Here is a 22296-nt window from a genome sequence, read left to right as displayed (position 1 = left end):
CACCTGACACCGACCGCGAGAGTCGTGTGTGCCGAACGCCGTTTCCGGATGCCACGGAAACCGACGGTACTACATGAAAAGAATGCTAATTAACGCAACTCAGCCTGAAGAGTTGCGTGTCGCACTGGTCGATGGCCAACGCCTGTTCGACCTGGACATCGAATCGGGTGCCCGCGAGCAGAAGAAAGCCAACATCTACAAAGGCAAGATCACCCGCGTCGAGCCCAGCCTCGAAGCCGCCTTCGTCGACTTCGGCGCCGAGCGCCACGGTTTTCTCCCACTCAAGGAAATCTCCCGCGAATACTTCAGCAAGGCCCCCGAAGGCCGCGTGAACATCAAGGACGTCCTGCGCGAAGGCCAGGAAGTCATCGTCCAGGTCGAGAAGGAAGAACGCGGCAACAAGGGCGCAGCCCTGACCACCTTCGTCAGCCTCGCCGGCCGTTACCTGGTGCTGATGCCCAACAACCCCCGCGCCGGCGGCATCTCCCGCCGCATCGAAGGCGAGGAGCGCAACGAACTGCGCGAAGCCCTCAATGGCATCAACGTGCCGGCCGACATGGGACTGATCGTGCGCACCGCCGGCCTCGGTCGCTCCAGCGAAGAACTGCAATGGGACCTGGACTACCTGCTGCAGCTGTGGACCGCGGTCAAGGAAGCCTCGCAGGATCGCGCCGCGCCCTTCCTGATCTACCAGGAATCCAACGTCATCATCCGCGCCATCCGCGACTACCTGCGCCAGGACATCGGCGAAGTGCTGATCGACAGCGTCGAGGCCCAGGACGAGGCGCTGAGCTTCATCCAGCAGGTCATGCCGCAGTACGCCAGCAAGATCAAGCTCTACGAAGACAGCGTCCCGCTGTTCAACCGCTTCCAGATCGAAAGCCAGATCGAGACCGCTTTCCAGCGTGAAGTGAAGCTGCCGTCCGGCGGCTCCATCGTCATCGACCCGACCGAAGCCCTGGTCTCCATCGACATCAACTCGGCGCGCGCCACCAAGGGCGGCGACATCGAAGAAACCGCGCTGCAGACCAACCTGGAAGCGGCCGAGGAAATCGCCCGCCAGCTGCGCCTGCGCGATATCGGCGGCCTGATCGTCATCGACTTCATCGACATGACCCCGGCGAAGAACCAGCGCGCCGTGGAAGAGAAGATGCGCGAAGCGCTCGAAGCCGACCGCGCGCGCATCCAGGTCGGCCGCATCTCGCGTTTCGGCCTGCTGGAAATGTCCCGCCAGCGCCTGCGCCCGTCGCTCGGCGAGACCAGCGGCATCGTCTGTCCGCGCTGTAACGGCCAGGGCATCATCCGCGACGTCGAGTCGCTGTCGCTGGCGATCCTGCGCCTGATCGAGGAAGAAGCGCTCAAGGACCGCACCGCCGAGGTCCGCGCCCGCGTGCCCTTCCAGGTTGCCGCCTTCCTGCTCAACGAGAAGCGCAACGCGATCACCAAGATCGAACTGCGCACCCGCGCACGCATCTTCATCCTGCCGGACGACCACCTGGAAACGCCGCACTTCGAAGTGCAGCGCCTGCGCGACGACAGCCCGGAAATCATGGCAGGCCAGGCCAGCTACGAGATGAGCCAGAGCGAAGCGGAAGAGGTTCAGCCGATCAGCTCCACCCGCACCCTGGTACGCCAGGAAGCGGCGGTCAAGACCGCACCCCAGCGTACCGCACCGACGCCGACCGTCGCGGCTCCTGCCGAAGCACCGGTAGCCGCCACCGTGGCTGCCCAGGAACCCAGCCTGTTCAAGGGCCTGATCAAGTCGCTGGTCGGTCTGTTCGCCGGCAAGGCGCAAGAGCAGCCTGCCGCGCAAGTCGAGAAGAAGCCCGCCGCCCAGCGCCCACCGCGCAACGACGAGCGCCGCAGCGGCCGCCAGCAGAACCGCCGCCGCGATTCGCGCAGCGGTCGCGACGAAGAGCGCAAGCCGCGCGAGGAACGCCAGCCACGCGAGGAACGTCAACAGCGCGAAGAGCGTCAGCCACGTCCGCCGCGTGAAGAGCGCAAGCCACGCGAGCAGGCTGAAGCCGGTGAAGCCCAGCCACGCCGCGAGCGCGCTCCGCGCGAGGAACGCAAGCCGCGCGAAGAGCGCAAGCGCGAACTGCGCGCCCCGATCGACGAAGCGCCAGCCGTCGCCGACGAAGAGCAGGCCGAACGCCAGCCACGCGCCCCGCGCGAAGAGCGCAAGCCACGTGCCGAGCAGGCACCGGCCCTTGGCGAAGAGCTGCTGCAGCAAGGCGAGGAGGCGAGCGAGGAAAGCCAGGATGCCAACGACGGCACTGACGGCAGCGAAGGCGAGCGCCCCCGCCGCCGCTCCCGCGGCCAGCGTCGCCGCAGCAACCGCCGCGAGCGCCAGCGTGATGCCAACGGCAACGAGATCGAGGAAGTCGACGAAAGCAACGCCCCGGTGAAGACCGAGGAAATTGCCATCGCCGCAACCGCCGCCGCTCTGGCTGCCAACACCGCCGATACCGAAGCCGCGCAGCCGCAGCCGCAGCCGCAGCAGCAAGGCGAGGAACAGGCCGAAGAAGCGGTAGAGCAGCCCCTGGCAACCGCCGAAGCCGTAACCGAAGAAGCGCCGGCTGTGGTCGAGACCGTCGCGGAACCGGTAGAAACCAGAACGACGGTCGAAGCCGAACAGCCGCTGCAGGCCGAAACCGCTCCGAGCGAGCCCCTGGAGGCACCTCAAGTCAGCGAAACCCCGGAAGTAGCGCCGCAACCGATCGCTGAACAAGTCGCTGTTGAACAAGTCGCTGAACTAACCGAAGCGGCACCGACCGCAGCCGCACCGGTGCTCACGCCCAGCGGCCGTGCGCCCAACGATCCGCGCGAAGTTCGCCGCCGTCAGCGCGAAGCCGAGCGCCTGGCCAGGGAAGCCGCCGAAGCCGAAGCCAAGGCGGCAGAACAGCCTCTGGCCAGCCCGGAAATCGTCGTCAGCGAGCCGGTGAGCGAAGCGCAGCCCGCGCAAGTGGCTGAACCGAGCATCGTCGAGAGCGAAGCGGAGGCCGTCCAGCATCCGGCCGAGCCGAGCACCGAGCAGAAGGCACTGCCGCAGGAGCAGCCGCTCGAAGCCGTCGAGCCGCAGGCACAGCCGGAGCAGCAGCCGCTCGAAGCCGTCGAGCCGCAGGAGCAGCCGGAGCAGCAGCCGCTCGAAGCCGTCGAGCCGCAGGAGCAGCCGACCGCCAATGAGGACGCGCCCCAGCAAGCGCCTCGTGAACCGGTCGATACCGATGAAAAAGGCAGCGAGCCGGACACTCGGGAAAAGCCCCAGGGCTGATTCAGGGCGATGGGCCTAAAAAAGGGATGCTTCGGCATCCCTTTTTTTGCGCCACGCCCCGGCATCGGCTGAACGTAGGTTGGGTTGAGCCTGCGAAGCCCAACGAGCAAGGCATCAGGCGACACATTCGTCGAAATGCGAACTTCGGCAGGAGACCTGCCCTGGCTCCGTGTGATGTTGGGCTTCGCCGCTGCGCGGCTCAACCCAACCTACGTGGCTGGAAACCGGTTTTTTTTGTGGCTGCACTGTGCCGGCGAGCTTCAGGCAGCGCGCAGGTTGGGTCGAGGCGCGCAGCCTGAGGAGCGAAGCGACGAAGCCCGACACGTTCGTGCCGATCCCCGTTGGGCTTCGCTGCGCCCAGCGCCAACCTACCGGCGTGCGCCCGATCGCCCGAACATCGGTCCTTGCATGCCCCTGCGCCTGGAAACCGCCACGATAGACGAAGGCAGCGATTGCCATTACCCGGCCAGCATCGGAACATCACGCCTTGTAGATCAGGCAAAGGAGCCGGAATGAACCTGTCGTTGATGAACCGCTATGCCTTCTTCGCGTTCTGCGTGCTGTTCACCCTGCTCGGCCTGCCATGGCTGGAGCACATCTGGCCGCTCAGCCTGGTCACGGCGGCGCTCAGCGCCATCGGCATCAACGATCTGCTCCAGCGCAAACAGGCGGTGCGCCGCAACTATCCGATCCTCGGCAATATCCGCTACCTGATAGAAACCATCCGCCCGGAGATCCGCCAGTACCTGCTGGAGAACGATAGCGATCCGCTGCCCTTCTCCCGCGCGCAGCGCTCGCTGGTCTATGCCCGCGCCAAGAACCAGGTCGCCGACAAGGCCTTCGGTACGCTGGCCGACGTCTACGGCACCGGCTTCGAATTCATCAGCCACTCGATCAGGACCGCGCCGCACGCCGACCCGCAGGGCTTTCGCATCACCATCGGCGGGCCGCAGTGCCGGCAGCCCTACTCGGCTTCGATCTTCAACATCTCGGCGATGAGCTTCGGCTCGCTCAGCGCCAATGCCATCCGCGCCCTCAATCGCGGTGCGAAGATGGGCGGCTTCGCCCACGACACCGGCGAAGGCAGCATCAGCCGCTACCACCGCGAGCACGGCGGCGACCTGATCTGGGAGCTGGGCAGCGGCTATTTCGGCTGCCGCGACGAACAGGGCCGTTTCGATCCGCAGCGTTTCGCCCAGCAGGCGCGGCAACCGCAGGTGAAGATGATCGAGATAAAGCTCAGCCAGGGCGCCAAGCCAGGGCACGGCGGCATCCTGCCCAAGCACAAGATCACCGCAGAGATATCCGCGACCCGCGGCGTACCCATGGATCGCGACTGCGTGTCGCCGGCCAGCCACAGCAGCTTCTCGACACCCCTGGAACTGCTCGATTTCATCGCCCAACTGCGCGAACTGAGTGACGGCAAACCGGTCGGCTTCAAACTCTGCCTGGGCCACCCCTGGGAATTCATGGCCATCGCCAAGGCCATGCTGCAGAGCGGCATCCTGCCGGACTTCATCGTCGTCGACGGCAAGGAAGGCGGCACCGGCGCGGCGCCGCTGGAGTTCACCAACCATATCGGCGTGCCGCTGCGCGAGGGCCTGCTGTTCGTGCACAACACCCTGGTGGGGCTGAACCTGCGCGAGCACATCAAGCTCGGCGCCAGCGGCAAGATCGTCAGCGCCTTCGACATCGCCTGCGTGCTGGCGATCGGTGCCGACTGGGCCAACGCGGCGCGCGGCTTCATGTTCGCGATCGGCTGCATCCAGTCGCAGTCGTGCCACACCAACAAATGCCCCACCGGGGTCGCCACCCAGGACCCGCTACGCCAGCGCGCCCTGGTGGTGCCGGACAAGGCCGAGCGGGTCTACAACTACCACCGCAACACGCTCCAGGCGCTGTCCGAAATGCTCGCCGCCGCCGGCCTCGAACACCCGCAACAACTCGAAGCCAAGCACCTGGTACGGCGCATGTCCGCCACCGAGATCAAGCTGTTCTCGCAGCTGCACACCTTTCTCGAGCCCGGCGTGCTGCTCAACGACGACGTGCAGGGTGAATTCTACCGGCGGATGTGGGACATGGCCCAGGCGGAGAGTTTCGCGCCCAGACTCGACTGAACTGGGCACGAAACGACGCGCAGCAGATCGTTAACAGGTTCTCAGAGCACGTTCGGCTCGATCTCCAGCGATACACCGAAGCGCGCAAGGATATCCGCCTGGATACGCTGCGCCAGTTGCAGCAACTGGCTGCCGCTGGCCTGCCCGTGGTTGACCAGCACCAGCGCCTGCAGGCGATGCACCCCGGCGTCGCCCTCGCGGAAGCCTTTCCAGCCGGCACGTTCGATCAGCCAGCCGGCCGCCAGCTTCACTTGCCCATCGCCCTGCGGGTAGGCGACCAGATCGGGATAGCGTTCGCCAAGCGCCTGTGCGGCGGCCTCGGTCACCAGCGGGTTCTTGAAGAAACTGCCGGCATTGCCCAGCTGTCGAGGGTCCGGCAGTTTCTCGCTGCGAATCGCACAGACCGCCTGGCTGACATCCAGCGCGGTAGGCGTCGCGATGCCCTGCTCCGCCAGGCGCTGGCGAATCGGCCCGTATTCGAGGTGCAGGAGAGCCTGGCGCCGCAGCGCGAAACGCACCCGCAGGATCAGGTAGCGCCCCGGCTGCCGCTTGAACAGGCTGTCGCGATAGCCGAACGCGCATTCGTCCAGCTCGAAGTCACGCAACTGCCCGGTTTCGCTGTCCAGCGCGGTGAGGCCGGCGAATACGTCCTTGAGCTCGATCCCGTAGGCCCCGATGTTCTGGATCGGCGCAGCGCCCACCGTGCCCGGAATCAGGCTCAGGTTCTCCAGCCCGGACAGCCCCTGCTCCAGCGTCCAGAGCACGAACGGATGCCAGGCTTCGCCGGCCTCCGCTTCGACCAGTACGCGATCGCCGGTCTCTTCGAGCACGTGTCGACCGCTACTGGCCATGTGCAGCACCAGCGCGGCGACATCCTGCGTCAGCAGCAGATTGCTGCCGCCGCCGATGGGCAGCAGCGGCACATCGCGCAGCCGTGCCTGGGCAACCGCCTCGCGAACCTCGGCATCGCTGCGCGCGGTGGCGAAAAAAGCCGCTCGTTGCTCGACAGCGAAGGTATTGAACGGCTTGAGCGAGCGGTTCGCTTCGATGATCAGGCTCACAGCCGCCCCTTGATTTCTTCGAGCAAGGCGTCGCATGCCTGCTCCAGGAGGTCCAGCACCTCTTCGAAGCCATCCTCGGCGCCGTAGTAGGGATCGGGCACGGCATCGCAGCCCAGGTCGTAGCGGCGCAGCAGCAGGTCCAGCTCGGCGCCGCCCTGCTCGGGCTGCAGGGCACGCAGCCGGGCGAGATTGTCGTGGTCCATGGCCAGGATGAGGTCGAAGCGCTGGAAGTCGTCCGGCCGTACCTGGCGCGCGCGCAACGTGCCGAGTTCGTAGCCGCGCCGCCGCGCCGCGCTGCAGGCGCGGCCATCGGGCGGCTTGCCGACGTGCCAGTCGCCGGTGCCGGCCGAATCGATGTCGATCCGCCCTTCCAGCCCCGCCGCGCGCACCCGCTGGCGCAAGACGCCTTCGGCCGTGGGCGAACGGCAGATATTGCCCATGCAGACGAACAGCACCCGCACGCTCAGCTCCCCAGCAACCGGCGAACCCGCTCGAGATCCTCGTGCGTATCCACCCCGGCCTGCGGCGCTTCGACGGCGTCCTGTACGTGGATGCGTCGGCCATGCCAGAGCGCGCGCAGCTGCTCCAGGCTCTCGGTGTTCTCGAGCCAGCATGGGCCCCAGGCGACGAAATCGGCGAGGAAGCCCGCGCGATAGGCGTAGATGCCGATGTGCCGGCGATAAGGTACGCCCGCGGGCAACGTGCTGCGATCGATCGCGAAGGCGTCGCGGGCCCAGGGCAAGGGAGCACGGCTGAAGGTCAGCGCCAGGCCGTTGCAATCGGTCAGCACCTTGACCACGTTGGGATTGAACAGCGCTGCGGCATCGGCCAGCGGCTCGGCCAGCGTCGCCATGGCCGCCTCGCCGTGCGCGGCCAGGTTCGCCGCGACCTGATCGATCACCGCCGGAGGAATCAGCGGCTCGTCGCCCTGCACGTTCACTACGATCGCATCGTCGGCGAGCCCCAGCGTCTCGGCCACTTCGGCCAGGCGGTCGGTGCCGGAGTTGTGATCGGCGCGGGTGAGCAGGGCTTCGCCACCGAATGCCGCGCAGGCATCGAGGATGCGCGGGTCGTCGGTGGCGATCACCACCCGCTGCGCGGCGCTCTTGCGCGCCTGCTCCCAGACATGCTGGATCATCGGCTTGCCGGCGATGTCCAGCAGCGGCTTGCCCGGCAGGCGGCTTGAGGCATAGCGCGCCGGGATCACGACGGTGTAGGGGCTGCTCATTTGTCCAGGCGCTCGTCCACGTCGAGGGTACGAGCTTCGCTCTCGAGCATCACCGGTATCCCGTCACGCACGGGAAAGGCCAGGCCGTCGGCCTTGCAGATCAGTTCGGCCTTGTCGTCGGCCAGCTTCAGCGGCCCCTTGCACAGCGGGCAGGCCAGAATATCGAGCAGTTTGGTATCCATGCGCAGTCCTTGGAAGCGGTCGACTGCGGCTGCAGATCGAGCGGCTTAAGAGTGGTCGGGCAGCAAACGGGCCAGCTGACCGTCGAACCAGGCGACGAAGGTCGCCGAGGGCGACGCCTGCACCTGCAGGTAGGACCAGCCCGATGGCGCGAAGGCCCGGCATTTCACCGCGTCCTTCTCGGTCATCACCAGCGGCAGCTCGGGGCTGAAGTTCAGTTGCTCCGGAGCGTAGGCGGCATGATCGGCGAAGGCATGCGGAATCGGGCGCCAGTGTAGCGCCTCGAGCGTGGCGAAGAAACGCTGCGGGTTGCCGATACCGGCCACCGCATGCAGTTGCTGCCCGGGCGGGAAATGGTCGAGCGGCCAGCGCTCGCCGGAGCGCAGCTCGACCAGCGCACTGGGTTGCAGGGCGAATGCATAGCCATCGGCAGAATCGGCGTGGGCGCCATTGAGCAGCACCGCATCCACCGTATCCAGCCGCGCGGCCGGCTCGCGCAGGGGGCCGGCCGGCAGGCAACGGCCATTGCCCAGCCCGCGCACCGCATCGATCAGCACCAGTTCGAGATCGCGCGCCAGCCGATAGTGCTGCAGGCCATCGTCACACAGGATCAGGTCCAGTGGTTCGCTTTCCAGCAACCGGCGCACCGCGCGCGGGCGATCCGGGTCGATCATCAGCGGCACGCCGGTACGCTGCACGATCAGCAGCGGCTCGTCCCCGGACTGCTGCGCCGACTGCTCCGGCCGTACCCGCCACGGCAGCGAAGGCGGGCTGGCGCCGTAGCCGCGGCTGACGACGCCGACCCGCAGCCCGCGCGCGCGACAATGCTCGATCAGCCAGAGAATCAACGGCGTCTTGCCGGTGCCGCCCACCGTGATGTTGCCCACCACGATGACCGGCACGGGTGCCCGATAGGCTTCGCTGGCACCTTCGAGGAAACGCCGACGCTTCGCCTCGACCACGCGTCGGTACAGCAGCTCCAGCGGCGCCAGTAAGCGCAATGCCGGATGCCCCTGGTACCAGGCGCGCTGCAGACGATCGGAGAACGACATCAGGGCGTGGCCTGCGCCTCGACGGTGGTGATGCGCAACTGGGCGAAGCCGAGCTTGCCGGCCGCATCCATCGCGGTGATCACCGCCTGATGCGGCGTCTTGCCGTCGGCGCTGATGATCATCGGCAAGCCGGTGTCGCCGCCGGACTCCTTGCTCAGCGCCGCCATCAGCGAGTTCAGATCGCTCTTCAACAGCGCCTTGCCATTGAGCGAATAGTTACCGGCCACGTCGATCAGCACTTCCAGCTGCCTGACTTCGTTTTCCTGCGGCGGCGTGCCGCTGGCCGCCTCCGGCAGATCGACCTTGAGCTGCGTCTCGCGGGTGAAGGTGGTGGTGACCACGAAGAACAGCAACAGGATGAACACCACGTCGATCAAGGGTGCCAGGCCTATCTCCACGTTCTCGCGAGGTTTGCGACGGAATTTCACGCCCTGTCCTCACCGAGATCGACATCGCGGTCGCCTTGCAGCACTTCCACCAGCTTGATCGCCTCCTGTTCCATGCCCACGACCAGCTCGTCCACCCGGCGCTGCAGGAAACGATGGAAGAACAGCGCCGGGATGCCCACCATCAGCCCCGCGGCGGTGGTGATCAGCGCCTTGGCGATACCGCCGGCGAGCAGCGGCGCGTTGGCCATGCCCGAGCCCATGAAGGCGCTGAAGATCTCGATCATGCCCAGCACCGTACCCAGCAGCCCCAGCAGCGGCGCGATGCCGGCGATGGTGCCGAGCGCATTGAGGTAACGCTCGAGGTCATGCACCACGCGGGCGGCCGCTTCCTCGATGCATTCCTTCATGATCTCGCGGCCGCGCTTGGAGTTGGCCAGGCCGGCGGCGAGGATCTCGCCCAGGGGCGAATCGGCACGCAGTTCCTTGAGCTTCTGGTTGCTGAGCTTCTTGTCCTTGATCCACTTCCACACCTGGCCGAGCAGATGCGGTGGCGTGACGCGGCTCGGCCGCAGCGTCCACAGGCGCTCGGCGACGATGCCGGCAGCGGCGATGGAACACAGAATGATCGGCAGCATTATCCAGCCGCCCGCTTTGACCAGCTCCCACACGAGATGAATCCCCCTCGAAAAAGTGGCGCCACTCTAGCATAGGGTCGCCAGGCCGCCGACGGCCGCCGTTCTCATTTTTCCCGCCAGAAGCGTCGTTGCGCGCGTTCGCCATGGCCCGGCGAGAAACGGCCGAGATCGATCCGGATCGCGCCCTGCAATGCGGTGTCGTAGCTTGCCACGCCGAGCGCCTGCAGGCGTGCCGTCACGCTCGGGTGCGGATGGCCGAACGCGTTGTGCAGGCTGCGCGAAATCAGCGCCGCCTCCGGCTCCACGGATCGCAGAAAGCGCTCCGACGAGGAACTGCGGCTGCCATGATGCGGAAGCAGCAGCCATTGCGCCTGGAGCGGCATCGCGCCGTCCAGCAGCGCCTGCTCGGCCGCCTGGTCGATGTCGCCGGTCAGCAGCAGGCGCTCACCGCCGGCCTCGACCAGCAGCACACAGGACATCTGGTTGCTGTCGCGCGCCGCCTGCCATTGCCACAGGCGAAAGCGCACCCCGTCCCACTCCCATTCGGCCCCACTGCGGCAGGGCTCGGCGACCAGGGAAGGCGCATGTCGCTGCGGCTGGCCGCTGACGACGCGCGCGACCGGCATCAGCCGCTGGATCGCCTGCGCGCCGCCGGCATGATCGTTGTCGGCATGGCTGAGCAACAGCATGTCCAACCCCTGCACGCCCAGGGTGCGCAAGGAAGGGAAAACCACCCGTTCCCCCGTATCGAATTCGCCATAGCTTGGCCCCGCATCGTAGAGCAACGCGTGCTCGCGGGTGCGCACCAGCACGGACAGGCCCTGCCCGACGTCGAACAGCCACACCTGCGCGCGTCCCTCGGGCAAGGTCTCCCCTGGCGGGAAGGCAAGCGGCAGCAGCAGTACCAGGCCCAGCGCACGCAACGGCACACCCGCCGGCAGCAACAGCAGCAGGACGCCCAGCGAAATCAGAATCCAGGCCCATGCCGGCACACCGGCCGCCAGCCACGCCGGTTGCCAGGCCGAGATCGCCGTCAGCAGCTCGAACAGGACGGCGAGCGACCAGCCCACCGCCGAGAGCAGTGCCTCGCCTATCCCCCATAGCGGTAGAAGCAGTGTGCCGAGCAAGGCGAAGGGGACCGTCAGGCTGACCCAGGGCACCGCGATCAGATTGGCCAGGGGGCCGCTGGCGCTGATCGGCAGCCCGAGCGCCAGCATCAGCGGCAGCAGCCCGAGGGATGCCGCCCATTGTGCACGCAACAGGGTTTTCCACCAGGGCCAGGGCCCCAGGCGGCCGGCGAAGACCAGCGCCAGCACCGCCACGGCGCCGAACGACAACCAGAAGCCCGGCTGCAGGCTGACCAGCGGGTCCATCAGCAGAACACCGTTCAGTGCCAGCAGGAACGGTAGCCAGACGCCCAAGTGGCGAAAGCGCAGGCGCCAGAGCAGCACCACCGCGACCATCAGGCAGGCCCGGCGTACCGGCACGTTGAAACCGGCCAGCCAACCGTAAGCCAGGGCACCGGCCAGCGCCAGGGCGCATGCCCAGGGCAGCCAGGGCAACTGCCGTGGCCACAACCCCCAACGCGCAAGCAACGCCACCAGCCCGTACAGCAACCCGGCCAGCATGCCGACATGCTGGCCGGAGATCACCATCAGGTGCACCGTCCCGGTATCCTGCAGCACCTGCCAGTCGGCTCGGCTCAACCCCGAATCGTCACCCACCACCAGCGCAGCAATGGCGCCCTGGCGATCGAATGCCGAAACGGACATCAGGCGCATCCTCAGGCGATCACGCCAGGCGTTGCTGGCGGTCGACGACAGCAGCCGCTCCCCGGCCTTGATGGTTCCGGTCGCACCAATTCGCCGTGCCAGCAGCCAGGCTTCGTAGTCGAAGGATTGCGGATTGACCAGACCATGCGGGCGCTTGAGCCTCGCGGCCAGGCGCCAGCGCTCGCCGGCCTGCACTTGCGGCCCGCCATACCAGGACAGACGCAGTCTGGAGGGCAAGCCCGCGTGGCGCGAGGCGATGTCTTCCAGCTCGAAGCGCACCACGTCGCCGCGCACGGCAGGTAGCCCGACGACCCTGCCCTCCAGCCAGAAGGTGCGCCCGTCCAGCGAGGCCGGCAGGCGATCGTCGAGGGCGCTCTGGGCCTGGTGACAGGCCCAGGCCAGGCCCAGGCAAAACAGCGCCACTACGCGCAAGCGCCGCCTGAATAGCAGCAGCGCCCCGAACGCGGCAACGGCCGAATAAGCCCAGGCAGGCGGCAGTTCGGGTAGAAAACGTGGCAGGGCCAGGCCAACGGCCAGCGCCAGCATCCATGTGCGCATGGTTCTCGACTCCAGGAATCCATTCCGGAACGCTATCTAGCGGGTGGTAAGTTGGCGTAGTCGTAGACGTAATGTGACAAAACTACTGTCAGCGTCGTATGCCGTTTCGAGGCATAATCGCCAGGCTCAGCCTGCCAGAGAAACTTCATGCCGCGTCGCTTATTCAAACGCTACATGCCGCACCCCGATCGCATCAAGACTAACAAGTCTCTGCGTTTTCTCGGCGCGCTGATTCACGATCCCAACCTCTGGCACCTCAATCGCCATTCGGTATCCCGTGCCATGGGCATCGGCCTGTTCTGGGCGATGATCCCGATGCCCATGCAGATGCTCGCGGCAGCGGCCTGCGCCCTGCCCGCCCGCGCGAACCTGCCGATCGCCATCGGCCTGGTCTGGCTGACCAACCCCCTGACGATGCCGCCGGTGTTCTACTGCAATTACAAGCTTGGCGCCTGGCTGATGGACACCCCGGCGACCAGCATGCCGGAGGAATTGAGCCTGGCATGGATCACCCAGCTGCTGCAAAGCCACTGGCAGCCGCTCTACCTCGGTTCGCTGGTCATGGCCGTCATCCTGGCGCTGCTGGGCTATGTCGGCACGCAGGCCTATTGGCGCTGGTGGGTCGGCCGCAGCTGGCGCAAGCGCCGGAACGACCGGCGCTAGCCCTCGTCCTCATTCGTAGCGCAAGGCTTCCGCCGGCTGGGTTTGCGCCGCGCGCCAGGCCGGATAGAGGGTGGCCAGGAAGCTCAGGGTCAGTGCCGTGATGGACACCAGCACGACATCCTCCAGCCGCAGTTCGGACGGCAGGGTACTGATGAAGTACACGTCGGAGCTGAAGATATGCTGGCCGCTCACCCTTTCCAGCCAGGCCACCAACTCGCTCACGTTCAGCGCGCCCAACACCCCCAGCACCACGCCGATCAGGGTGCCGCTGAAGCCGATGATGCTGCCCTGAACCATGAAGATCGCCATGATCTGCCGCGGCGTGGCGCCCAGGGTACGCAGGATGGCGATGTCGGCACGCTTGTCGGCGACGACCATGATCAGCGTCGCGATGATGTTGAACGCGGCGACCGCGACGATCAGCATCAGCAGCAGGCCGATCATGGTCTTTTCCATCTTCATCGCGCTGAACAGGCTGCCCTGCGTATAGGACCAGTCCTCGACACGGTAGCCATCACCGAGCACGCCCGCCAGTTGCGCCGCCACCTCCGGCGCGCGGTACAGATCGCCCAGCTTGAGCCGGACACCCTGTACCTGTTGCGGCTCCCAGCGATGGATCTGCGCCGCATCGGCGCGGTGGATCAGCGCCATGCTGCCGTCCAGGTCGGCGCCGACCTTGAATACCCCGACCACGTTCAGGCGCTGCATGCGCGGCGTGACGCCGCCGGGCGTCGAGCTGACCTCCGGCACGATCAGGGTCAGCTTGTCGCCCAGCTTCAGGCCGAACCGGCGCGCCGTCATCAGGCCGATGATCACGCCGAACTCGCCAGGCTCGAGATCCTCCAGGCGGCCGGCGACCAGGCGCTCGCCGACGATGGACACTTGCGCTTCGGCCTGCGGCTCGATGCCGCTGATCTGGATCGGCTGCATGCTGCCCTTGAACGACAGCATGCCTTCCAACTGGGTGATCGGTGCCATGCCGACGACCTGCGGATGGGCGTCGAGGCGTGCCGCGACGGACTGCCAGTCGTCCAGCGGCTGATCGCCGATGACCGTCGCGTGCGACACCATGCCGAGAATCCGCGAACTCATCTCGCGCTGGAAGCCATTCATCACCGACAACACCAGGATCATCGCCAGCACGCCCAGCGACAGGCCGATCAGCGAGGTCAGGGAAATGAACGAGATGAAATGGTTGCGCCGCTTGGCTCGCGTGTAGCGGCTACCGATGAAGACACTCAGGGGCCTGAACATCATTCGGTCACCAGTTGCCCGTCTTCCAGACGCAGGATCTGATCCATCTGCGCGGCCAATTGGCGGTCATGGGTCACGACGAGGAAGGCCGTACGCAGCGAGGTGCTGAGCTCGAGCATCAGGTCCTGGATGCCCTGGGCGGTGTGGTGATCGAGGTTGCCGGTAGGCTCGTCGAGCAGCACCAGCGCCGGCTCGTTCACCAGCGCCCGGGCGATGGCGACCCGCTGGCGCTCGCCGCCGGAGAGTTCGGCGGGCTTGTGTTCCAGGCGATGACCCAGCCCGACCCGTTGCAGCAGTGCGCTTGCCCGCTGGCGGGCTTCGGCGATCGGCGTGCGGCCGATCAGCAACGGCATGCAGACGTTTTCCAGCGCGGTGAATTCGGCGAGCAGGTGGTGGAACTGGTAGACGAACCCCAATGCCCGGTTGCGCAGCAGGCCGCGATCCTTCTCGTTGAGCGCCGACAACTCCTCGCCGGCCAGCCAGACGCTGCCCCCGCTCGGCGTGTCCAGGCCGCCGAGCAGGTTCAGCAGGGTGCTCTTGCCGGAGCCCGAGCTGCCGACGATGGCGACCCGCTGCCCGGGAAACAGCTCCAGCTGCAGCCCGGACAGGACCTCCACCGATTCCGGCCCCTGTTCGTAGCGCTTGCTCAGGTTGCGGCAACTCAGCACGGCGTGCTCTTGCGAAGACAGCTCATTCATAGCCAGCTCACTCATAACGTAGCGCCTCCGCCGGCTGGGTGCGCGCGGCGCGCCAGGCCGGATACAGGGTGGCGAGAAAACTCAGGACAAGCGCCGCGACGCAGACCTGGACGACATCGGCGGCCATCAGCCGCGATGGCAGGTAGTCGATGAAATACACATCGGCGCTGAGGAATTTGTGCCCGATCAGGCGCTCCAGCGCGGCGATCCAGCTGCTGACGTTCAGCGCCGCGAACATGCCGAGCAGCGCCCCGACCAGAGTGCCGACCACACCGATCACGGTGCCCTGCACCATGAAGATCGCCATGATCTGCCGCGGCGTGGCCCCCAGCGTACGCAGGATGGCGATGTCGCCACGCTTGTCGGTGACCACCATGACCAGGGTCGAAATGATGTTGAACGCGGCGACGGCGACGATCAGCAGCAGCAGCAGGCCGATCATCGCCTTCTCCATGCGAATCGCCTGGTAGAGGTTGCCGTGGGTGCGCGTCCAGTCGCGCGAGTAGAAATCGTCGCCCAACTGGCCAGCCAGTTCCCAGGCGATCCGCGGCGCCTGGAACAGGTCGTCGAAGCGCAGGCGCACGCCCTGTACCTGCTCCGGCTGCCAGCGCTGCAGGCGTGCCATGTCGGCGATATTGGCGAGCGCCACGTAGCCGTCGATCTCGCCGGCGCCGACATGGAAGATGCCGGTCACGGTGAAGCGCTTCATGCGCGGGAACATGCCCGCCGGCGTCACGGTGACTTCCGGCGCGACGAAGGTGATCTTGTCGCCCACGCCAACGCCCAGCTTGGCAGCGGCCTTGTCGCCGATGACGATGCCGAAGCCGCCGGGGACGAGATCGTCCAGCGAGCCCTCGCGCAAGAATCGGTCGATGATCGAAACCTGCCGCTCGGCCCGGGGCTCCACCGCATTGATCAGGATCTTGCTGACCTGCCCCTGGTGAGTCAGCAGCCCCTGCGTCTGGATGAACGGCGCCGTGGCGATCACCTGGGAATGGCTTTCGAGGCGCCGGGCGAGCGCCTGCCAGTCATCGATCGGCACCGCGCTCTCGATGGTGGCGTGAGGCACCATGCCCAGCACGCGGGTGCGCATCTCGTGATCGAAACCGTTCATCACCGACAGCACCACGATCATGACCAGCACGCCGAGGGCGAGCCCGATCATCGAGGTCAGGGAGATGAAGGAAACGAAGAGGCTGCGGCGTCTGGCGCGGGTGTAGCGCGCTCCGATGTACACGGACAGCGGTCTGAACATAGATCGACGGGTTCGCTGGCGGGAAGAAACGAACATGCGGCTGACGCGGCCCCGGGGCCTGATACACTCTGGCCATCACTGCCGCCTCGGGTATCGCCATGCCGACACAAGACACTGAAGAACGCCGCGAATACTACCGTATCGAGGATCACGTCGCACTGGAAATCATGCCCGCGGGTCAGCTCGGCACCGCCGAGCAAGGCAGTCTCGCCCCCCTCTTCGGTCTGCTCGGCGAGCTGCACCAGCTCGACTTCGAAGCGCAGCACCTGTTGCGCCAGATCGCCGAAAACAACCGCACCCTGGCCAACTACCTGAAGGTTCAGAACAAGCGGATCGAACTGCTGGGACAGGCGCTGGCGCAGGATCTGCTGAAGGATTTCGATCCGCCCCGGCCGGTGGTGCTGTCCGAAGGCGGCATCAGCTTCGCCCACGATCAGGCGCTGGCCGAAGATTCCGTGCTCAGCCTGAAGCTGGTGCTGCTGCCCCAGGGGCTCGGCCTGTTGCTGGACGCACGGGTCACCCGCTGCGAGCCCCTGGAAAACGGCCGCTACGAAATCGGCACGGAGTTCGAAGCGTTGACTGATGCACAGCGGCAACTGCTGGCACGACATATCCTGCAGAAACAGGCGCTGGAACGGCGCCTGGCCCGTGATAGCCTGCAAGGAACCTGACCATGCGCCACCTGGCAATTCTCCTGCTCATGCTGACGTTCAGCCCCTCGCTGTTCGCCGAAGAGATCCGCATCCCCATCGGCCAGCAGGGCCTGCCCGAAGTGGCGATGCCGGCCCGCGGCGAATCGAAGAGTCGTGTCCTGGACCGCTTCGGTCTCGCCGACGAAGAACGCCCGAGCGTCGGCCAGCCGCCGATCACCCGCTGGGATTACCGGGAATTCTCGGTGTATTTCGAAGGCGACCGGGTCATCAACAGCGTGCGTCACCACCAGCGCACCCAACCCACCGCTCAGGAAGAATCGAAACCGTGACTCTCATCTACGGCCATCGCGGCGCCAAGGGCGAAGCCCCCGAAAATACCCTCGCGAGCTTCGAGCGATGCCTGCAACACGGCGTGCGTCGCTGTGAACTGGACCTGCACCTGTCCCGCGATGGCGAGCTGATGGTCATCCACGACCCCACGCTCAAACGCACCACGGGCCGGCGCGGCAAGGTGGCCGAACATGATGCCGACGAACTGGTGGGCTACGACGCACGCTCGGGCGGCCCCGGCTGGAAGGTACCCTGTCCCATACCGCGGCTGAGCGAGCTGTTCGAGAAATGCGATTTCGAACATTGGCAGCTGGAGGTCAAGAGCGCCTCGCGCGTGCGTGCCGCGCGCACCGTACTGGCCATCAGGGAACTGGCCGAGCGCCACCAGTTGCTCGAGCGGATCACCGTCACCTCGGGTTCACGCGAGGTGTTGCGCGCGCTGAAACGGCTGACACCCGAGATTTCCCGCGGGCTGGTCGCCGAATACGCCTGGCTCGACCCACTCAAGGTGGCCCGGCAGTATGGCTGTGAAGTGCTGGCCTTGAAGTGGACGCTCTGCACCCCCGAGCGCCTGGAGAAAGCCCGCAGGCAGGGGCTGCACGTGTCCGTATGGACGGTCAACGAACCGGCCCTGATGCGCCGCCTTGCCGATTTCGGCGTCGACAGCCTGATCACCGATTTCCCCGGCCTGGCGGTACAGACCCTGCGCAGCTGAGCATCATCCGGCGCACGGGTCGCGCCACGACCGCGTACCACAGATTGGGTGGGGCCGCCGAGGTTGCGGCAACGCGACACCCAACAGGCGGATTGTCAGGCCTTCGCATCGGCGCAGGGTGGGCTTTCCCGCGCAGCGGCTCAACCAACCCCACAACCGCAAACCGGCGGGCTGGAAGATAGGCTGGGTCGAGCGCAGCGAAGCCCAACGCGCGAGATCCCGGACAACGGATTCGCGCCCACCTTTGAGCCGCCGCCGATCGAAGCGAGCCCCGGACGAAAAAACCGGCCCAGGAGCCGGTTTTTCGCTGCTGCCGCCTGAGACGCTAGAAGCTCTCCCGATTCGGCCAGCGCCAGTCGGAAGAATTCCTCCAGTCCTCCTCTCCAGCCGGCTCAGGCCACCGGCCGGAGCCGCTCAAAAAAGCCGGTTGAGCCCGTCGAACGCGGCGACCCGGTAGGCTTCGGCCATGGTCGGGTAGTTGAAGGTGGTGTTGACGAAATACTTGATGCTGTTCGCCTCACCCTTCTGGTTCATGATCGCCTGGCCGATATGCACGATCTCCGAGGCCTGGTAGCCGAAGCAGTGCACGCCGAGCACTTCCAGCGTTTCGCGATGGAAGAGAATCTTCAGCATGCCGACCGGCTCGAAGGAAATCTGCGCCCGCGCCATGCTCTTGAAGAATGCCTTGCCCACTTCGTAAGGGATCTTCGCCTGGGTCAGCTCGCGCTCGTTCTTGCCGATCGAGCTGATCTCGGGAATCGTGTAGATACCCGTCGGCACGTCGTCGACGAAGCGCCAGGTGTCGTTATCGACGATGCTGCCGGCCGCCGAGCGCCCCTGGTCGTAGGCCGCACTGGCCAGAGAGGGCCAGCCGATCACGTCGCCCGCCGCGTAGATGTTGCCCACGTCGGTACGATAGTGCTCGTCGACCTGCACCTGGCCACGCCCGTTGGCCTTCAGGCCTATGTTCTCCAGTCCGAGCTTGTCGGTATTGCCGGTGCGGCCATTGCTCCAGAGGAAGGCATCGGCCTTGATCTTCTTGCCCGACTTCAGGTGCAGGATCACGCCGTTTTCCAGCCCCTCGACGCGCTCGTACTCTTCGTTGTGGCGAATCAGCACGTTGTTGTTGCGCAGGTGATAGCTGAGCGCGTCGGAAATCTCGTCATCGAGGAAACTGAGCAGTTGTTCACGGTTGTCGATCAGATCCACCAGCACGCCGAGACCACTGAAGATCGAGGCGTACTCGCAGCCGATGACCCCGGCTCCGTAGATGATCATCCGGCGCGGGGTGTGGCTCAGCGTGAGGATGGTGTCGCTGTCGTAGATACGCGGGTGACTGAAGTCGATATCCGCCGGACGATAGGGGCGCGAGCCGGTGGCGATGACGAACTGGCCAGCGACCAGTTTTTCCACCATGCCGTTGAGGCAGACCACCTCGACGCTCTGCTCGTCCGAGAAGCTGGCGGTACCGAAGAAAGTGTCGATGCGGTTGCGCGCGTAGTAGCTGGTGCGCGACGTCACCTGCTTGCTGATGACCTTCTCGGCGCTTTTCAGGACATCGGGAAAAGAGAACCAGCGCGGCTCGCCGATCTGGCGGAACAGCGGGTTGGTGTTGTACTGCATGATCTGCCGTACCGAGTGACGCAGCGCCTTGGAGGGAATGGTGCCCAGGTGGGTACAGTTGCCTCCGACCAGCGGACGGTTGTCTACCACGGCGACCTTGCGTCCCGCCTTGACGGCGTTCATCGCCGCGCCCTCCCCGGCCGGACCGGAACCCAGTACCACCACATCGTAGTTATAGACAGCCATATACACTCCTGAAAACGCAGCGGACCACGCCGCTGCTGTCAACGAACTCGCCGAGAATCAAGGAAAGCCACCGCACATGCGTATCCGCCGGGCACGACGCCGCGCTACGGATATCCGCTACGGCCAGCCATGCTGGCAGCAAGCGTTCAGCTCAGTGCTCCACCGAGCCACGCTCACCGTTTGGTCGCATCGTAAGCAAGATCGGTCTTGCCCACCTTGTTCGCTTCGTTCACTTCTTCACATTTCTCGCGGCTGCCGCCACAGATCGAACACTCCTTTTCGATCCCGAGGTTGGCGATACCGCCGCAGGATCCCGCGATGGGCTTGCGGCCCATGATCACGCCGATCGCCATACCGAAGACGACCAGCAGCATCACCAGAAAAACCAGTAACCAGGTCATTGTTCCACTCCCGCACCGAACAGCTCATCGAAAGCCCTGGTGCTTTTCGTTGCGAAGCCTTGTCCTTCCCGAATCACGAAGAACGCAGCGATAGCCTCTTGCTCGGCAAGCGCGAAACCACGCTCGGGGCCGAGCACCATCAGTGCGGTAGACAACCCATCAGCCCGCAGGGTCGATGGGTCGATCACCGTAACCGATGCCAGACGATGCTCGATCGGCCGGCCAGTCTGTGGGTCGAGCGTGTGCGAATAGCGCTTGCCCTCGCGCTCGAAATAATTGCGGTAGTCGCCCGACGTGGAGACGCCCAGACCATCGAGTTCGATGATCTTCTGCGCCACGCGCTCGTCATCCCGCGGCGCCTCGATGGCGATGCGCCATGGCGAACCATCCGGTTTGCGCCCCTGTGCCTTCAGCTCGCCGGTGATTTCCACCAGGTAGCTCTGCACACCCAGCTCCTGCAGGCGCGCGATCACCCGATCCACGGCGTAGCCGGCGGCGATGCTGTTGAAATCCAGCTGCACGGCCACGTCCTTGCACAGCCGCTCGCCGTCGATACGCAGGTGACGATGGCCGGTGAGCGCCCGCGCCGCTTCGATCTCCTGCGTATCCGGCACACGCTCGGCCCGGCCCTGCGGACCGAAGCCCCAGAGGTTCAGCAAGGGTTCGAGTGTAAGGTCGAACGCGCCGTCGCTGTCGGCGGACAAGCGGGCTCCGGCTGCGACCAATTCGCGCACCGCCTCGGGCATCGGTTCGCAGCTGTCGCCCGCCAGGCCATTGAACCGCTCGACGTCGGAGTCGCTGCGGTAGGTGGACAGCTGCTTGTCGAGTTCACCGAGAATGGCCTCGGTCTCTTTCTGCAATTGCTCCTTAGCGGCGACATCGCGGCTGGCCACGTACTTGACCGTATAGGTACTGCCCATGGTCGGACCGCCGAAGCTTGCGACCTGGTCCCGAAACAGACAGCCCGTCAGGGCTGCCGCCAGAGCGACAGCGATGACGGGCCGGAGCATGGCTCGAGACACGCTAGCCGCCGAAGTCATCGAGCAGGATATTCTCCGGTTCGACGCCCAGGTCGGTGAGCATCTTGATCACCGATGCGTTCATCATCGGCGGGCCGCACATGTAGAACTCGCAATCCTCCGGAGCCGGATGGTCCTTCAGGTAGTTCTCGAACAGCACGTTGTGAATGAAGCCGGTGGGACCTTGCCAGTTGTCTTCGGGCAACGGATCGGACAGCGCCAGGTGCCACTGGAAGTTCGGGTTCTCGGCCTGCAGCTGGTCGTATTCCTCGACATAGAAGGCCTCGCGCATGGAACGGGCGCCATACCAGAAGCTCATCTTGCGCGTGGACTTGAGACGCTTGAGCTGGTCGAAGATGTGCGAGCGCATCGGCGCCATGCCGGCACCGCCGCCGATGAAGACCATCTCGGCGTCGGTATCCTTGGCGAAGAACTCACCGAACGGGCCGTACACCGTGACCTTGTCGCCCGGCTTGAGGCTGAATACCCAGGAAGACATCTTGCCCGGCGGAATGTCATCGCGACCCGGCGGCGGCGAAGCGACGCGGATGTTGAATTTCACCAGGCCGCGCTCTTCCGGATAGTTGGCCATGGAGTAGGCGCGGATGGTGGTCTCGTCGACCTTGGAGACGTAGCGCCACAGGTCGAACTTGTCCCAGTCGGCGCGGAATTCCGGCTGGATGTCGAAATCCTTGTACTTCACCGTGTGCGGCGGGCATTCGAGCTGAACGTAACCACCGGCGCGGAAGTCGACGTTCTCGCCTTCCGGCAGCTTGAGCGTCAGCTCCTTGATGAAAGTGGCCACGTTGGGGTTGGATTCCACCGTGCATTCCCACTTCTTCACGCCGAAGACTTCTTCCGGCACCTCGATCTTCATGTCCGCCTTGACCGGGGTCTGGCAGGACAGGCGCCAGCCTTCACCGGCCTCGCGGCGAGTGAAGTGCGACTCTTCGGTGGGCAGCATCTCACCGCCACCGCTCTCGACGATGCACTTGCACTGCGCGCAGGTGCCGCCGCCACCACAGGCGGACGAGAGGAAGATATTGTTGGCCGCCAGCGTCTGCAGCAGCTTGCCACCCGCGGGCACGGTAATGGTCCGTTCCCCGTTGATCTCGATGCTTACGTCACCGCTGGAAACCAGCTTGGCGCGCGCAGCCAGGATGATCACCACCAGCGCGAGCACGATGGCGGTGAACATACCGATGGCGAGGAAAATTTCGTAACTCATCAGTT

General features: G+C 65.6%; 21 protein-coding genes. 6 read left to right on the top strand and 15 right to left on the bottom strand.

Going from position 1 to position 22296, the window contains the following annotated elements; all coding sequences use genetic code 11:
- The first annotated feature begins 73 nt into the window (after positions 1-73).
- Both rne and IN820_RS10070 read left to right on the top strand, forming a co-directional pair.
- A complete protein-coding gene (rne, locus tag IN820_RS10075) occupies positions 74-3274 on the top strand; it encodes a ribonuclease E (protein WP_193680848.1) in 3201 nt (1066 codons plus the stop codon).
- A gap of 512 nt (positions 3275-3786) precedes the next feature.
- On the top strand, positions 3787-5391 hold the full coding sequence (locus tag IN820_RS10070; protein ID WP_193680847.1) for an FMN-binding glutamate synthase family protein: 1605 nt from the start codon (positions 3787-3789) through the stop codon (positions 5389-5391).
- Between the two features lie 41 nt (positions 5392-5432).
- Here IN820_RS10070 and murB read toward each other — a convergent pair whose 3' ends face one another.
- The 8 genes from murB to IN820_RS10030 all read right to left on the bottom strand — a co-directional run bounded on the left by murB (position 5433) and on the right by IN820_RS10030 (position 12266).
- Positions 5433-6452: a UDP-N-acetylmuramate dehydrogenase gene (gene murB, locus IN820_RS10065; protein ID WP_193680846.1), complete on the bottom strand. Its 1020-nt coding sequence runs from the start codon at positions 6450-6452 to the stop codon at positions 5433-5435.
- Positions 6449-6913, bottom strand: a complete 465-nt coding sequence (locus IN820_RS10060) for a low molecular weight protein-tyrosine-phosphatase (protein WP_193680845.1) — start codon at positions 6911-6913, stop codon at positions 6449-6451. Before IN820_RS10060 ends, murB begins: the two co-directional genes overlap by 4 nt.
- A 2-nt stretch (positions 6914-6915) precedes the next feature.
- Positions 6916-7680, bottom strand: a complete 765-nt coding sequence (kdsB, locus tag IN820_RS10055; RefSeq protein ID WP_193680844.1) for a 3-deoxy-manno-octulosonate cytidylyltransferase — start codon at positions 7678-7680, stop codon at positions 6916-6918.
- Positions 7677-7862, bottom strand: coding sequence for a Trm112 family protein (locus IN820_RS10050; RefSeq protein WP_193680843.1), 186 nt, complete (start codon positions 7860-7862; stop codon positions 7677-7679). Before IN820_RS10050 ends, kdsB begins: the two co-directional genes overlap by 4 nt.
- Before the next feature lie 45 nt (positions 7863-7907).
- The gene (gene lpxK, locus IN820_RS10045) at positions 7908-8912 is read right to left on the bottom strand and encodes a tetraacyldisaccharide 4'-kinase (protein ID WP_193680842.1); all 1005 of its coding nucleotides are present in this window, start codon (positions 8910-8912) and stop codon (positions 7908-7910) included.
- Positions 8912-9340 carry an ExbD/TolR family protein gene (locus IN820_RS10040; protein WP_193680841.1) on the bottom strand — a complete coding sequence of 143 codons (429 nt, stop codon included), beginning with the start codon at positions 9338-9340 and terminating at the stop codon, positions 8912-8914. The genes lpxK and IN820_RS10040 overlap by 1 nt, the downstream gene beginning before the upstream one ends.
- Complete coding sequence (locus tag IN820_RS10035) at positions 9337-9969, bottom strand: MotA/TolQ/ExbB proton channel family protein (protein WP_193680840.1); 633 nt, start codon at positions 9967-9969, stop codon at positions 9337-9339. Before IN820_RS10035 ends, IN820_RS10040 begins: the two co-directional genes overlap by 4 nt.
- A gap of 71 nt (positions 9970-10040) precedes the next feature.
- Positions 10041-12266 carry a DNA internalization-related competence protein ComEC/Rec2 gene (locus tag IN820_RS10030; RefSeq protein WP_193680839.1) on the bottom strand — a complete coding sequence of 742 codons (2226 nt, stop codon included), beginning with the start codon at positions 12264-12266 and terminating at the stop codon, positions 10041-10043.
- Positions 12267-12413: 147 nt separating this feature from the next.
- Here IN820_RS10030 and IN820_RS10025 point away from each other — a divergent pair, with 147 nt between their 5' ends.
- Positions 12414-12929, top strand: a complete 516-nt coding sequence (locus IN820_RS10025; protein ID WP_193680838.1) for a DUF2062 domain-containing protein — start codon at positions 12414-12416, stop codon at positions 12927-12929.
- A 9-nt stretch (positions 12930-12938) separates the two neighbouring features.
- On the opposite strand, the gene IN820_RS10020 is transcribed toward IN820_RS10025, so the two are convergent.
- The 3 genes from IN820_RS10020 to IN820_RS10010 are packed head-to-tail and all read right to left on the bottom strand — an operon-like array spanning position 12939 to position 16136.
- Positions 12939-14183, bottom strand: a complete 1245-nt coding sequence (locus IN820_RS10020) for a lipoprotein-releasing ABC transporter permease subunit (protein ID WP_193680837.1) — start codon at positions 14181-14183, stop codon at positions 12939-12941.
- The gene (lolD, locus tag IN820_RS10015; RefSeq protein WP_193680836.1) at positions 14183-14881 is read right to left on the bottom strand and encodes a lipoprotein-releasing ABC transporter ATP-binding protein LolD; all 699 of its coding nucleotides are present in this window, start codon (positions 14879-14881) and stop codon (positions 14183-14185) included. Before lolD ends, IN820_RS10020 begins: the two co-directional genes overlap by 1 nt.
- A gap of 7 nt (positions 14882-14888) precedes the next feature.
- Positions 14889-16136 (bottom strand): lipoprotein-releasing ABC transporter permease subunit, encoded by a 1248-nt coding sequence (locus tag IN820_RS10010; RefSeq protein ID WP_193680835.1) that lies wholly within the window; start codon positions 16134-16136, stop codon positions 14889-14891.
- A gap of 98 nt (positions 16137-16234) precedes the next feature.
- On the opposite strand from IN820_RS10010, the gene IN820_RS10005 reads away from it, so the two are divergent.
- The 3 genes from IN820_RS10005 to IN820_RS09995 are packed head-to-tail and all read left to right on the top strand — an operon-like array spanning position 16235 to position 17834.
- Positions 16235-16807 (top strand): PilZ domain-containing protein, encoded by a 573-nt coding sequence (locus tag IN820_RS10005; protein WP_193680834.1) that lies wholly within the window; start codon positions 16235-16237, stop codon positions 16805-16807.
- Between the two features lie 2 nt (positions 16808-16809).
- On the top strand, positions 16810-17118 hold the full coding sequence (locus tag IN820_RS10000) for a phosphodiesterase (RefSeq protein WP_193680833.1): 309 nt from the start codon (positions 16810-16812) through the stop codon (positions 17116-17118).
- Entirely contained in the window at positions 17115-17834 is a 720-nt protein-coding gene (locus tag IN820_RS09995; RefSeq protein WP_193680832.1) for a glycerophosphodiester phosphodiesterase, read from the top strand. Before IN820_RS10000 ends, IN820_RS09995 begins: the two co-directional genes overlap by 4 nt.
- A 414-nt stretch (positions 17835-18248) precedes the next feature.
- Here the strand turns inward: IN820_RS09995 and sthA are convergent, their stop codons facing one another.
- From sthA to nqrF, 4 genes are all read right to left on the bottom strand, one after another.
- Positions 18249-19643 (bottom strand): Si-specific NAD(P)(+) transhydrogenase, encoded by a 1395-nt coding sequence (gene sthA, locus IN820_RS09990; RefSeq protein ID WP_193680831.1) that lies wholly within the window; start codon positions 19641-19643, stop codon positions 18249-18251.
- A 173-nt stretch (positions 19644-19816) separates the two neighbouring features.
- A complete protein-coding gene (gene nqrM, locus IN820_RS09985; protein ID WP_193680830.1) occupies positions 19817-20044 on the bottom strand; it encodes a (Na+)-NQR maturation NqrM in 228 nt (75 codons plus the stop codon).
- Positions 20041-20964: an FAD:protein FMN transferase gene (locus tag IN820_RS09980; protein WP_193680829.1), complete on the bottom strand. Its 924-nt coding sequence runs from the start codon at positions 20962-20964 to the stop codon at positions 20041-20043. Before IN820_RS09980 ends, nqrM begins: the two co-directional genes overlap by 4 nt.
- 103 nt (positions 20965-21067) lie before the next feature.
- Entirely contained in the window at positions 21068-22294 is a 1227-nt protein-coding gene (gene nqrF / locus IN820_RS09975; RefSeq protein ID WP_193680902.1) for an NADH:ubiquinone reductase (Na(+)-transporting) subunit F, read from the bottom strand.
- Positions 22295-22296: the final 2 nt, after the last annotated feature.

Origin of the sequence: Pseudomonas lopnurensis (assembly GCF_015070855.1) — a bacterium.
Classification (GTDB): Bacteria; Pseudomonadota; Gammaproteobacteria; order Pseudomonadales; family Pseudomonadaceae; genus Stutzerimonas; species Stutzerimonas lopnurensis.
This window is presented reverse-complemented; position numbering and strand designations above follow the sequence as displayed.